This is a genomic window from Candidatus Methanoperedens nitratireducens (assembly GCF_900196725.1).
GTDB lineage: Archaea > Halobacteriota > Methanosarcinia > Methanosarcinales > Methanoperedenaceae > Methanoperedens > Methanoperedens nitroreducens_A.
This window is the reverse complement of sequence record NZ_FZMP01000076.1, coordinates 1-12,640: the sequence shown is the minus strand read 5'-3', so window position 1 is coordinate 12,640 and position 12,640 is coordinate 1. Positions and strand designations below refer to the sequence as shown.

The following is a 12,640-nucleotide window of genomic DNA, read 5'->3' as shown; positions in this document are numbered from 1 at the left end:
GTAGGAGCTGGAGTTGCGGTCGGCGCAGGTGTGGGATTCGGTGTTGTTGTTGGTGCTGGCGTAGGATCCTGTGTTGTTGTTGGTGCTGGCGTAGGATCAGACGTTGCAGCTGGCGCAGGTGTAGTATCCGGTGTTGCTGTTGGTGCTGGTGTTGCTGTTGATGCTGAGGTCTGGCTCAATGAAACATCGTCCACCCAGAAACTCCCATAACCGTTCCAGATATTTGCATACACGCCAATGTAGGCTGTACCATCACCTGTAGTAAAAGTTGTTTGCAGTTGGTTCCAATCTGCACTGCCTTTCGGGAAATATAGACTGGTCTGCCGCAGCCAGTTATAATTTATATCGAACTCGGCTACCTGGACGGCAGGATTGTTCGCACCGCCCGCTTCCTGGGATTTACCCCATGCAGAGAACGTATATGTCGCTCCGCTTGTTGATGGGATAAAATCAGACCATACGTCTCCTGAAATCACATCGGAAGTACCTGATATTGATATCTTGACAGATTGAGTGCCGCTGTGAGATGTTGTAGCATCCCATACAGGCGTATTCTCGTTATGTGTAATGAAACTCCAGTTCACAGGAGTTGTAGTTCCGGTCTCAAAGCCCGGATTCGCAATTATATTGGTATTATCTGAAGCTGCTGCCGAGGATAAAGGTGTGTAAATTAAGAGCAGAGCGAAACCAATAAATGCAATTTTTATCAAGTTTGGCGTTTTTATGTTAATTAAAGGTTCCAATATTTTTTCTGTAATACTTTCATTTTTTCTTTCTTTTTTTCTAGGCATGTTAACCTCCTTTTTCGGAATGGGGTTGGTATATATATACTTTTGTATTTATATTAAAATTTATAACATACAGTAATTATATTGATACTATGGTGCTGGACTGCCGTTAGTGCAGCCAGCGTTTCAAAATCATTTTTTGTAGAGACTGCCACATGCATATTGCAAATGGCGGCACAATTTGAAACTACTATATATATTTATTAAAAGAGCTTCTCTCAAGCTGGTAGAAGTTTTTATTTCCAGATATTTGGTCTCCAGAAAATCCGCTCAGCTTTAAGCTATCAAAAATCCAGTTCAAGCAACATATCGTTTTTCTGATTAGTTCTCTAAATGTTGTATCGTCAAAATGAATTACCAGAGGCAGTAGATTACCACTCGTTTTACTGTAATACCAGGAGATTATTGTAAGGGGTACTGCTGCCTCTAAATAATCAGCAGTCATGAAGTTTCCCTCCATCAATGGTAGAAGCATTAGAAGGGAATACCTCTGCACTGCTAAAAAAATCAGTAATTCTACGTTTTTCATTTGCATTGCATTAAATACTGATAACCAAGATGCATATAAACTTTTTGGCTATTTTTCCGGGAAAACCAAGGGCACTCACCGCAAAGCACGCAAAGTTTGCAAAGAGTTTATATTGCCGTCCTTTGCGTTCTGGTATGAAGCTCTCATGAGCCATTGGTACAGGCATAAAAGCATGAAAATAATGTTTTCACTGGAAAAGGCACAGCACAGAGATTCAGAACACGGAGACACGGATCAGACGGTTAAAACAGATACGAAATCCATGTCAGCCGACTTTACGGTGTTTAATCTCCTCAATCCATTGAATATTTCAGAAGACTGTTGAATATACGGACTTCCCGTTATGGCTGTAATTTTCGGCTAATTACTATACATCGCAACGTTTATTTACCGAATATTTATAATAGATTAATAAAGGGGAAACTAATGTCCGAAGCATTTACCCAAACCAAAAAGAAAACTCCAATAATTGCAGTGATCGCATCTTTTGTTTTTCCAGGTCTTGGACAAATTTACAACGGAGAAACAAGAAAAGGTACGGGCTATATTATAATGGGAGCGATATTTGTTTCCATATGGATATTTCTAATGCATGACCGCCATATTATTGGACCCATTCTGGTATCCGGTGCGTCAGTTATTCTATTATGGATATCTAATATGTACGATGCCTATAAGACAGCTGGAGAACTCAGTTCTCAAATATGATGCAATGGAAGATACACGCTCTTTTTTATTAGCGCTGAGTTGTTTATCTTTGACCATTAAAAGACGGTTAATAGGATATATAAGGACAAAGTATGCTTATTTGGGGTGATCAAATGAAAACACAACCGCTTAGTGGGAAGGCAGTAAAAATCTATTTCGGAGACAGGGGAGAGCATTATTTTTCCAGAGAAGATGTAAAAGCTGCGGTAAACTGGCTTAAAGGGAAATTAGAAAATGAATCCAGAAGCAACGTAAAAGGGAGTGAGGATCTCCGGTACCCCGTTGATTTTTATAGGATTATGAGGCTAATTGACGAGGCTTTCGCTGATGCCGGTATTTAAAGTGATGAATTCCACCAGCAGATAGCTATTTGTTCTGAAATTTAACAAAATCAAGCTACCCATTTTGAACCAAAACGCTTTAAAGTGATTTATGGGCCCGACCGGATTTGAACCGGTGACCGCCCGGTTATGAGCCGGGCGCTCTGACCGGACTAAGCTACGGGCCCAAAAAATTAAGCTTGTCCGGACTGGACGCCGCCAACAGGGCTCGAACCTGTGACATCCTGGTTAACAGCCAGGCACTCTACCAGCTGAGTTATGGCGGCAAATCCCAAACACGACGACTCTAAACAGTCATACTTTGATTTAAGCCTTTTGTTAATGTTTTGAAAATGGCAACACTTATGCACGCAGCATAGTGAGCAGCATCTTGAACTTCTGCTTTGCCCTGACAGCATGAGGAACGTTGGCAGGCATTATTATCAACTGCCCGGACTTAAGGTCATGCTCCTCTCCCCCGATAATGAAACGGCCTTCCCCATCAATTACCTGAACGACAGCATCAAAAGGAGCTGAATGCTCGCTCAACCCCTGCCCCGCATCAAAAGCGAACAGGGTTATCGTGCCTGCCCTGTTCTCTTTCAGCGTCCTGCTGACTACCGACCCGGTGCTGTACTCGATATGCTCCTTTAAATTGACAGGTTCAACCATATTATTCCTCCACTATTAATCCGCTATTCCACTATTACTATTTATCCACTACTGCCTTATCGCCCCGGCATCGGCAAAACCCTGCCTCTGCCCTGTGCCTGCCTCGCGCTGCAGTTGCTCCTGGTGGAACAACAGCTTTACCACGTTCTGCGCATGCTCGCGCGTGCGCCTCTCCATGAGCCATGCAAGCTCCTTCTCATCCTTTGCCTCGTCTTCATGCACAAAGACCTCGATGATGTGCGTGTTCGTCATCAGTTGCGCCTGGATTATCCCCTGCGAGGCTTCGTGGGCGCATATCTTATCGATTTCCTGCGAGCCGGGCATGCCAAGTGCCATGACTATATTACAGCCTTTTTCCTCGACCAGCTTCTTGCACGCCACGGGAAGGTCTTTAACCCCTGGGACGGTGTAACGTTCTATTTGCAGGGATGCGTTTTTCTTTAGCTCATCTATTGCTATTTTTCCCATGTTGATGCGGGAAAAGGTGGTATCCGCGATTCCGACTTTGTGCATATTTGATGTTTTAAAAGGTTTTAACCTATATTATGATTTTGTTAGCAGAGAGCAGGGCAATAGAGAACACAGTCATTTTTACTCTTGAACTCCCATAATATATTATCAACAGATATTATTTTAATCTTTCGATACTAAGGCAGTTCTGACAGGTATTGGAAAGGAGCGTCATGACCTGCCGTAATTATTATTATAAGTATATGGCAATTAAGTATTTATCTCTATAAGTAAAGGTTAGGGTTCATTCTGGTGGTATGGCATGTTTGAAAAAAATCAGATTAAAAATAAAACAATCAGCCTGGAGCGTGCTCCTACCGGGATTTCCGGTTTTGATGATTTGTGTGAAGGAGGACTGCCAAGGAACCGAACTTATCTTGTGGCAGGGACCTCCGGTGCAGGTAAGACCATATTTGGACTTCAATACATTTACAATGGCATTACAGAATATGGTGAAAATGGTCTTTACATAGCGATGGAAGAGAGACCTGAGCAAATCAGAGAGAATGCGAAACAGTTCGGATGGGATTTAAAAGCTCTGGAGGATGAGGGCAAACTTGTAATAGTCGATGCCTGCTCCACTAAACTCGGTATTCCCTCATACGAAAAATATATCGACGTCAGACCTTTTGAAATGCGTTCGATGCTTGATCAGATTATGGCGGTACAGGAAGACATAGATGCAAAAAGAGCAGTAGTTGATGGAGCTACTTCCATCGGATTCCATCTTCAGAACCCTTTGAAGATAAGGATTGAGCTTCTTAAATTAAGCACGACTCTTGAAGTGCTGGGATTGACTTCCTTGATGACCTGTGAAATCATCGATGATAACACAACCAGCAGATTTGGCGTGGAATCTTTTGTGACTGAGGGAACCATATTAATGTCTAATAAACGGATGGATGCAGTAAGAGTACGCAGTATCGAGATGTTAAAAATGAGAGGCACCAATCATAGCCAGAGAATTCATCCATATGAAATAACAGCAAATGGTATAGTGATACATCCCAACGAAGAAATCTATTCAGTATAAATATTTTTAAGTATGTCCGGTATTTCATAGCAGTCTAGTTTATTTTTTATTCGGAGACGAGAAAAAAAGAATATGAAGCCTGCTTTCAGGTTTCAGTTCATTCATTTTGGTGTAAGTCCTGACTGAACCCAAGCTGGATATGATAGCAGTTGACGGGGAAGCAGAACCGGTAATAAGCCATATAACCTTCGCTCATGATAAGAAAATGGAAACATGTGCCGATGTTTGCCGTCGCTGTGCCGAGTCCTGCCGCCAGATGGCAGGGATGTCGATGTAGATACGAAAAATCGACAGGAGCAAATGATTTTAAACCATTTGTCTCCTCCTTTACTTATTTTATTTCTTACCCTGTACTTTAATGCTAACAACAGATTCACCAATCTCTTCTAAAGCCCCAGCCGGAACTTTGAAATTCTCAATTATCGCCTTCGCGGTCGAATCGTTAGCCATTAACTCCACCGGATAATTCGTCTCATCCAGTACCCTGACATCCCCAAAGCCTGCTTCTCTTATTGCTTCCAGGTATTCATCCTTCATTATCGCGCCTGAAAGGCAACCTATGTAAGCCTCGATCGAATCCTGTATGCCTTTGGGAAGCTCTCTCATCAGGACAAGGTCCGAAACCATCAACCTTCCACCGGGCTTAAGCACCCTGAACGCCTCTTTGAAAACCTTTTTTTTATCCGGAGCAAGGTTGATTACACAGTTCGAGATGATAGCATCGACAGAGTTATCAGCCGCCGGGATATTCTCGATTTCCCCGAGCCTGAATTCCACGTTCGTATAATTGCCTTTTCTTGCATTTTCCCTTGCTTTATCTACCATCTCAGGAGTCATATCCACGCCTATGACTTTCCCTTTTTCCCCGACCCTGCCGGCTGCAAGGAAGCAGTCAAACCCGGCGCCAGAGCCGAGATCAAGCACGGTTTCCCCTTCTTTTAACGAGGCAAGAGCTACAGGATTACCGCACCCAAGACCCAGGTTCGCGCCTTCTGGCACGGAGCCGAGTTCTTCATCCCCGTACCCGATTATTCTGCTGATATCCTCTGCCCTGCTTACGTTTCCGCAGCAATTCGTAAGAGGAGCGCAGCAGGAGCTTCCCTGTCTTGCGATCTTAGCATAGCCTTCCCTTACTACTTTCTTTACTTCTTCCTGTTTCATTTAATTCCTCCCAAAAAAGTTCTTTCGTCGTTCATTTTTCGGCCATCTCCTTCATCATCGGTCCGAGCCTGTCCTTTACAATTTCTGCAAGCTCTTCAACCTTAATTAGAGAAATACAGCATACTTCACCATCCTTTTCCCAGTTTATAACAGCCAGTTTGTCCCCGGCGTGAATCTTTGCTTTATCTCTTATCTCTTTAGGAAGCACCGTCTGCCCTCTCTCATCTACGGTTATTACCGATTCAACCTTGCAGCATCCTATATCTGCAGGAGGGCAGCAGGACATGTTCTCATCTTTTTTTGCCATTTTTATCACCTCAAGTAGTAAATGGGTATTCAGATTATTTAAATTTTTCTGATTATTCTGAATATGCTGAAGACAATAATTACTTTTCTCAGGAACATTTGTTTTAATTTCCTGATTTTTCGTTTACAAAAGGCGTTTCAGATCTCCCGGCTTTAATTTTTAGTACATCTGAAATTATTATAACTGAAATTATTAAAATTAAAATATGTCCCCAACAGGCTCGTAACATATGTTCGAATCACTTAAAGTATTTTAAAGTAAGTGGACAATCTATTAAGGGGGAGGAAGAATTTCCGGCAACAGGACAAGCGAACGGAGGAAATCCTATGCAGATGATATTACCATAAGTAATAGAGATATCTCCGGCTCTAAGGATGGCAGGGCACCGCCTGATATCCCGGGAACATCCATATCGTACTGGCTGATGCCTGCTGTATGCGGTATTACTACGGCAGTTACCTCACATGGCTCTGTGCGTTTAACTATATCGATGCATTCAATAGATGATACAGGACATTATTATACAAAAAACAACATTAATAATATAAATTTTATAAAATTCTTGAAGATGACAAGGATTATCGGCCTGATCGCTTTAATAAGTTATATTGGTGTGATTCTTGCCATATGGATAAACGCCAATCTGGGTGGTTACGTGTATTTTTCAGCAGGTGAGCCGATATTGATTATAAAGTATGCTGAATGGGGGCTCGGATTCATCGGGCTATCTGTTGCAACCAGCTTTCTGTGCAGGGAGCTGAGGGATAAAAGCAGTAGCGATGGTACCGCTTAATTTATACCCTATTGAAGAATTAATATACAGTAAATGAAACAAGACCAGAAGTCCGGCATAAAATCCTCTGGAGTCCCACTTCTTGATAATATACTGGGCGGAGGCATCCCTGCAGGCTCGGTCGTATGCTGCCTCATAAACCCGAAATCCATGGCTGAAGTCCTGATATACCAGCTCTCCTCGATCGGGAAAGTCCTGTACTTCACAACGGAGCGAAAAACTGAGCATGTATTGCAGGGGTCACGGCAACTCGGTTTTGACTCAAATAATATTTCCTTTGTGGATATTTACAGCAAATTCAACTATGAGGAAAAAGAGAAGCAGTCCCCCACTTTCAAGAAAAACCTCTATGAGCTGTCCTACATTAGCGCAAAGCACGATGCAAAGATCTTCACTGAAAGCATAAAACTGCCAAAAGATACGCTCTGGAAGTTCGAGTTCTGGACAAAGGAAAAAGTCATCGATATCCTTGGCGACCTGTCCAACAAGGTTTTTACCAAGCTCCTGAAAACAAAGGAACAGAGCAACTTCCGGTTTTCGCAGGTAGACCCGAAGAACAGGCGGTTCACAATAGAATTCAGCGGATGCCCCGAATGCACCGACCTTTCCGGTTTAAAGAGGGTATATGCTACTACCATGCCGGTCTTTTTGCCGGTCTCCTTTCTTCTCTTCTTGATTCGGAGATGAGCGCCTATGAATCCCGTTGTCATGCCTCAGGAAATGAATTCTGCACTTTCGTGGTAGGTCCGGGCAGCGATAAGGACATCCAGGATAACGTAAGCCGGTTCTTTAACCCCACGTCCGTTCGAAAGGGCGATGAAGTATCCCTGTTCACCGAACACTCGCTAAAGCAGGTGCAGGCAGGCGATGATAACAGGATAATGATAGATAATTTCTCGTTTTACATCGACCTCATAGATGACCGCGATAAAATAAGGCGTCTCCTCAACCAGATTTATGAGATAACATCAGGTACGAACAGCATATGTTACCTTTATATTTTCAAGGATACTCACAGGAAAGATGTAGAAAATATGATAGTGAGCAAGAGCGATGTTGTGTTCGACCTGGATGTGGTCGTAAGCGGGGAAAATATAACCAACCTGCTCATTGTATCGAAAATAAGGGGAATGATAGCACCCACAAAAAGGATGAAAGTCCATATTAAAGACCGGATCACACTGGATACATCCCAGGAAGTAGTATGACGCCCGTGATAAGAAGTCTCCTGTTATATTTAATGATACTGGGACTGGTAGCCTTTGGTGCTGTAGCTATGTCGGTTTCTAATATTTATATTTATGTTTCTTATTTAATTATAATATTGGTTGTCCTTTACTTCAGCAAAAGCCTCAAGTGGGGTAAAAGTCCGCTGTCCGGTTTATTGCTCGGGTCAGCCCTGATAGGAGCAGTATTCCTCATCGAGATAATTGCAGGATGGATAAAAGTAGAGGGTTTTGATTTTAATCCTGTTCTCTTTTTCCAGTTTTTAGTTTTACAGGTGCTCGTTTCTGCGGGTGAAGAGCTATCCTTCCGGGGTTATATCCTGAAAAACCTGATTGATGAAATAGGCGTCAAAAATGGCATTATTCTTTCATCTTTTATGTTCTCTGCCATACATATCCCATCCATTGTTTACTACAGGCTGGATGTTTCAAGGGAGATCATCGCCCTTGCAGTAGTCGGCATGATTGGCGTTCTCCTGGCGATGCTTTACCTGGCTTACGGTCTTATGTCCACCATAGGGTTCCATTTTGCATGGAATTTCTTACAGTACAATGTATTCGCCCTTGCTCTTACCCAGCCTGGATTAATGGATTCCAGGATTCTTAAGACAAATTTTCTTACAGGAGGCAGTTACGGACCTGAGGCAGGAATAATGGGGTTTGTTGTTGTATTTTTCGCTCTGATAATATTCATTAAAAAACATTCAAATTTGGTGAACACACCTGAAATAGGTGAATTATGAACCCACGGCTCTTTCTGAGGATAGCATTGCCCGCGATTTTTGGCATATCTATCACCACTCTGGTTTTACCAAGGAGCCTTGCAGGTGCCTATGCTATCAATACGATGCTCATATCTCTTATTGCAGCATTTTTACTTTCCCTGAAAGTGGCGTTCAGCTATGAGCGTGAGCTTAAGAAAGTATTTTTGTACCTCGCTTTCTTCATATTGTTCCTGTTCTTTGCCAACCTCAAGCAGTTCTGGGATTTACTCTATGGCGTACTCGGTACGTATTCCTACGTTTCCTTAATTGTAGCTGGTATCGCATATGTATTTCTTATAAAAGCCTGTATAAGCATACTGAGGATAACAGATTTCACCAGGATACACAAAAAAGAGTGGGTAGCCATATTTATTATGTTCGCCCTAGGAAATTTTATAGTTCTGTATTTTGTTTTGAACTACCATTTTGAATTCACGGTCGATATGGTGACGAAGATACTCTTCAGGATACTGGATAACACTATAGTCATTATGCTGCTGCCTGTTTTGTTCCTCTACAGGAATCAATCAACTGAAGAAAATAAGGAGAGCGTCACGTTTTCTATTATACTTATCGGAATAATAATCAGTACAATAGGGGACTATGTCTATGAGATACTATCTAAAGTATCCTACACAGAATTAAGCAGCGGATTCCACACCGGAACGCTGCTTGATTCTATTTACATTATGAGCTACCTGCTGATAGGCATGGGGCTGTATGTTCATCTCAATTATTACAGGTGGACGATTAAAAAAATAGACCTGGACAAGCTTGACCTGACATTCTGAAATCATCGATGTCTGCCCGCCTCTTAACATTAGCTTTATTTATCAGGAACGACAAGGGGTTTTACTTTCCAGCGAACCAGAGACACTGGAGGGGTGTTCGGATAATGAGAGATATCAACCAGAATTCCGGGAAAAAAATCAACTTTTTCATCACTTCCTCCAATTTTCCTTCGATCTCGGTCACAGGAAATTCATGCGCCCTCATGTGCAAACACTGCAAGGGCAGGCTGCTTGAATCCCTGATCTTTGCCACAACCTGCGAAGAGCTTGAAAAAAAAGCCCTGATGCTGCATGAACAGGGGGCAAAGGGCATACTCCTGACAGGCGGCTGCGATGAGCGCGGGCGTGTGCCCGTAAACAATTTAATTCCTGCAATAAAAGCAATAAAACAAAAAACGGGGCTGCTTGTAATAGCGCATACGGGTTTCATCTCCATGGAGGATGCTGAAGCCTTAAAAGGCTCGGGGCTTGACGGAATTGGTTTTGATGTTCTTGGCGACATGGGAACTGCAAGGGAAGTTTACGGTCTTGAAGTCCCGGAAAAGGAGTATATAGAGAGCCTCCGCGCCATAGAAGATTCAGGCATAATGATTTTTCCCCATGTATGCGTGGGATTGCATTTCGGAGAATTGAAAGGAGAATTCCGCGCACTTGAGATGATAAGAACAATAAAGCCGGCGACAATAATAATTACGGGATTGATGCCTGTCCCGGGAACGCAGATGGCTCATATCAAGCCTAAGCCCGGCGATTTTGCGAAGGTCATAAAAAGAGCCATTGAAATATTTCCTGATACGCCCGTCGTGCTAGGGTGCGCCCATTCAAGCGGAAAAGATAGGGCAGAGATCGAAATGATCGCTCTGCGGTGCGGTGTGAGCGGCATAGCGGCGCCGACTATGGCAACGGTTGAGTCCGCAAAAGAGAACGGGTATGAGATAAATTATTATGGCACATGCTGCGGGCTTATTCCGGGTGAAAAAACCAGGATTGGTAAATTATAGTCGCCCGCTAAACATAATATAAGTAATTTAAAAAATTCTGTAAGCTTTATTAGAACAAGCCGAAACAAGATAATCAACCACAGAGTCAGTTATGAACGCAGTTCATAAATGAATATGAAAAAGTACAAAATAGGCATCAACAACGAACTGATACGAACTCACAACGAACTCCGGTTGCGTGAGTTCGTATCAGTTAGTACGAGTTCGTTGTTTAAATAGTGTATCTGTTCTCATACCTGAACACAGAGAGTTGTGGTTTTTGCTCTGTGTCCTCTGTGCTCTCTGTGGTTTATATACTATTATTAGATGTTATGCACCAGATAATAAATCGCCAAATTTTATCTGAGACAAAATCAGAAACCATTATTTCAGTTGAAAGTATCAATAGCCAATATGCAGGCATGCAGCACATGTGAGGATAACAATAAATGCAGGCTGAAGGAAGCCGGGTTTTTTGAAATATGCCCGAAACTCGGCGCGCTCCAAAAACATAACGAAAAGATACAGGACTGCGCAGAAAAATCAGTTGATCAGACTCGGGAAAATTTGAATCTCACGGATACCAGAATTGACTTTAAGACCCTGAATAAGTATTTTGGTTACTCCAAATTCCGACCGCTCCAGAACGAAATAATCCTCGATGTCCTGAATAGAAAGGATGTACTCGTGCTCATGCCGACAGGCGGTGGAAAATCGCTGTGCTACCAGTACCCTGCGCTGCTTTCTGATGGGATGACAATCGTTGTGTCGCCGCTCATATCATTAATGAAAAACCAGGTAGACAGCCTGAAATCGAACGGGGTCGATGCCGAATATATCAATAGTTCACTGAACTACGATGAGGTCAGAAGAATAAAATCCGCTCTTTTGCAGAATAAGATCAAGTTGCTCTATATAGCGCCCGAAAGACTGACAATACCCTCATTCCTGGCATTCCTGAAAGGACTGAAAATAAACTTATTTGCCATTGATGAAGCCCATTGCATCTCAGAATGGGGACACGATTTCAGGCCGGAATACAGGCAGTTAAGGCTTATAAGGGAATCATTCCCGGATATCCCGATAATCGCACTTACAGCAACTGCAACGCCAAAAGTCCGGGAGGATATAATAACCCAGTTGAGCCTTAAAGACTGTAAAAAGTACATTGCAAGCTTTAACAGGGAAAACCTGGTCTACACTGTCAGGCCAAAGGAAGATACGCTCCTGCAGGTAGTGCAATTTTTAAAGAACAGGCCGAACGAATCGGGTATCATATACTGCCAGAGCAGGAAAACCGTTGATTCCCTCACTGAAAAATTACAGCGGTCAGGTTATCGCGTGCTCCCGTACCATGCAGGGCTATCGCAGAACATAAGGTCGCTGAACCAGGAAAAGTTCATAAAAGACGATGTAGAGATCCTTGTTGCGACCATTGCTTTTGGTATGGGCATAGATAAACCCAACATACGTTTTGTCATCCATTACGACCTTCCTAAGAATCTTGAAGCTTATTACCAGGAAACAGGACGGGCCGGCAGGGATGGCTTAAAGAGCGATTGTATTCTTTTTTACAGCTACGGGGACAGGCAGAAAATAGAATACTTCATAAACCAGATGGCAGATGAGAAAGAACGGCAGATCGCGCTGAACAAATTGCGCGATATGATAAATTTTTGCGAGAGCAACATCTGCCGAAGAAAGGTACTGCTGGGCTATTTCGGTGAAGAGCTTGAAGAGAATAACTGCGGAGGCTGCGATAATTGCCTTGATCCAAAAGAGAAGACAAATGCAGTCCGGGAAACCAGTATTATCCTTTCCTGCATCGATGAGCTCGGCGAGAGGTTCGGCATCGGGTACGTTGCCGATGTCATCACCGGCTCAAAAAGCCACAGACTGCTGATGAACGGGCATGAATCTTTAAAGTCATACGGCTCCGGGAAAAACCTGTCAAAGAAAAACTGGCATGCGTATATCAGGGAGCTTATCCAGCTTGGCTATCTTGAACTGGAGGGGGAGACATATCCTGTATTGGAGTTGTACCGTCATAAGTCTCAT

17 protein-coding genes and 2 tRNA genes are annotated in these 12,640 nt (G+C 43.0%); 11 read left to right on the top strand and 8 right to left on the bottom strand.

The genetic code is table 11. The features are described from left to right. Both MNV_RS05945 and MNV_RS05940 read right to left on the bottom strand, forming a co-directional pair. The coding region (locus MNV_RS05945; RefSeq protein ID WP_218837918.1) for a hypothetical protein at nt 1–791 on the bottom strand (791 nt) is incomplete at its 3' end. Nucleotides 792–978: 187 nt separating this feature from the next. Further along, entirely contained in the window at nt 979–1,323 is a 345-nt protein-coding gene (locus MNV_RS05940; protein ID WP_143311659.1) for a hypothetical protein, read from the bottom strand. 420 nt (nt 1,324–1,743) lie between these two features. Between MNV_RS05940 and MNV_RS05930 the strand changes: the two genes are divergently transcribed. After that, entirely contained in the window at nt 1,744–2,025 is a 282-nt protein-coding gene (locus tag MNV_RS05930; protein ID WP_096204430.1) for a hypothetical protein, read from the top strand. A 113-nt stretch (nt 2,026–2,138) separates the two neighbouring features. Next, a complete protein-coding gene (locus MNV_RS05925) occupies nt 2,139–2,366 on the top strand; it encodes a hypothetical protein (RefSeq protein ID WP_096204429.1) in 228 nt (75 codons plus the stop codon). Nucleotides 2,367–2,458: 92 nt separating this feature from the next. On the opposite strand, the gene MNV_RS05920 is transcribed toward MNV_RS05925, so the two are convergent. The 4 genes from MNV_RS05920 to ribC form a co-directional block, all read right to left on the bottom strand. Continuing rightward, nucleotides 2,459–2,533: transfer RNA gene (locus tag MNV_RS05920), tRNA-Ile, on the bottom strand. A gap of 26 nt (nt 2,534–2,559) precedes the next feature. After that, nucleotides 2,560–2,632 (bottom strand) — tRNA-Asn (locus tag MNV_RS05915). A gap of 76 nt (nt 2,633–2,708) precedes the next feature. Further along, the gene (locus MNV_RS05910; RefSeq protein ID WP_096204428.1) at nt 2,709–3,017 is read right to left on the bottom strand and encodes a cupin domain-containing protein; all 309 of its coding nucleotides are present in this window, start codon (nt 3,015–3,017) and stop codon (nt 2,709–2,711) included. Between the two features lie 48 nt (nt 3,018–3,065). After that, entirely contained in the window at nt 3,066–3,530 is a 465-nt protein-coding gene (gene ribC, locus MNV_RS05905) for a riboflavin synthase (RefSeq protein WP_096204427.1), read from the bottom strand. Between the two features lie 259 nt (nt 3,531–3,789). Here ribC and MNV_RS05900 point away from each other — a divergent pair, with 259 nt between their 5' ends. Next, nucleotides 3,790–4,560 carry an ATPase domain-containing protein gene (locus MNV_RS05900; protein WP_096204426.1) on the top strand — a complete coding sequence of 257 codons (771 nt, stop codon included), beginning with the start codon at nt 3,790–3,792 and terminating at the stop codon, nt 4,558–4,560. A 139-nt stretch (nt 4,561–4,699) separates the two neighbouring features. Continuing rightward, nucleotides 4,700–4,837: a four-helix bundle copper-binding protein gene (locus tag MNV_RS19410; protein ID WP_179293826.1), complete on the top strand. Its 138-nt coding sequence runs from the start codon at nt 4,700–4,702 to the stop codon at nt 4,835–4,837. Nucleotides 4,838–4,896: 59 nt separating this feature from the next. Here MNV_RS19410 and MNV_RS05895 read toward each other — a convergent pair whose 3' ends face one another. Further along, complete coding sequence (locus MNV_RS05895; RefSeq protein WP_096204425.1) at nt 4,897–5,721, bottom strand: arsenite methyltransferase; 825 nt, start codon at nt 5,719–5,721, stop codon at nt 4,897–4,899. Between the two features lie 31 nt (nt 5,722–5,752). After that, a complete protein-coding gene (hgcC, locus tag MNV_RS05890; RefSeq protein WP_096204424.1) occupies nt 5,753–6,028 on the bottom strand; it encodes an HgcAB-associated protein HgcC in 276 nt (91 codons plus the stop codon). 568 nt (nt 6,029–6,596) lie between these two features. Between hgcC and MNV_RS05885 the strand changes: the two genes are divergently transcribed. From MNV_RS05885 to recQ, 7 genes are all read left to right on the top strand, one after another. Further along, nucleotides 6,597–6,821 carry a hypothetical protein gene (locus MNV_RS05885; RefSeq protein WP_143311658.1) on the top strand — a complete coding sequence of 75 codons (225 nt, stop codon included), beginning with the start codon at nt 6,597–6,599 and terminating at the stop codon, nt 6,819–6,821. 33 nt (nt 6,822–6,854) lie between these two features. Then, nucleotides 6,855–7,508, top strand: coding sequence for an RAD55 family ATPase (locus MNV_RS05880; RefSeq protein WP_096204422.1), 654 nt, complete (start codon nt 6,855–6,857; stop codon nt 7,506–7,508). Further along, entirely contained in the window at nt 7,406–8,029 is a 624-nt protein-coding gene (locus MNV_RS05875; protein WP_096204421.1) for a 4-vinyl reductase, read from the top strand. Before MNV_RS05880 ends, MNV_RS05875 begins: the two co-directional genes overlap by 103 nt. A 116-nt stretch (nt 8,030–8,145) precedes the next feature. Beyond that, nucleotides 8,146–8,790 (top strand): CPBP family intramembrane glutamic endopeptidase, encoded by a 645-nt coding sequence (locus tag MNV_RS05870; protein WP_218837917.1) that lies wholly within the window; start codon nt 8,146–8,148, stop codon nt 8,788–8,790. Next, nucleotides 8,787–9,602, top strand: a complete 816-nt coding sequence (locus MNV_RS05865; RefSeq protein ID WP_096204419.1) for a hypothetical protein — start codon at nt 8,787–8,789, stop codon at nt 9,600–9,602. The genes MNV_RS05870 and MNV_RS05865 overlap by 4 nt, the downstream gene beginning before the upstream one ends. Before the next feature lie 104 nt (nt 9,603–9,706). After that, nucleotides 9,707–10,603 (top strand): radical SAM protein, encoded by an 897-nt coding sequence (locus MNV_RS05860; RefSeq protein WP_096204418.1) that lies wholly within the window; start codon nt 9,707–9,709, stop codon nt 10,601–10,603. A 372-nt stretch (nt 10,604–10,975) separates the two neighbouring features. After that, on the top strand, nt 10,976–12,640 hold a 1,665-nt coding region (recQ, locus tag MNV_RS05855), incomplete at its 3' end, for a DNA helicase RecQ (RefSeq protein ID WP_256999967.1).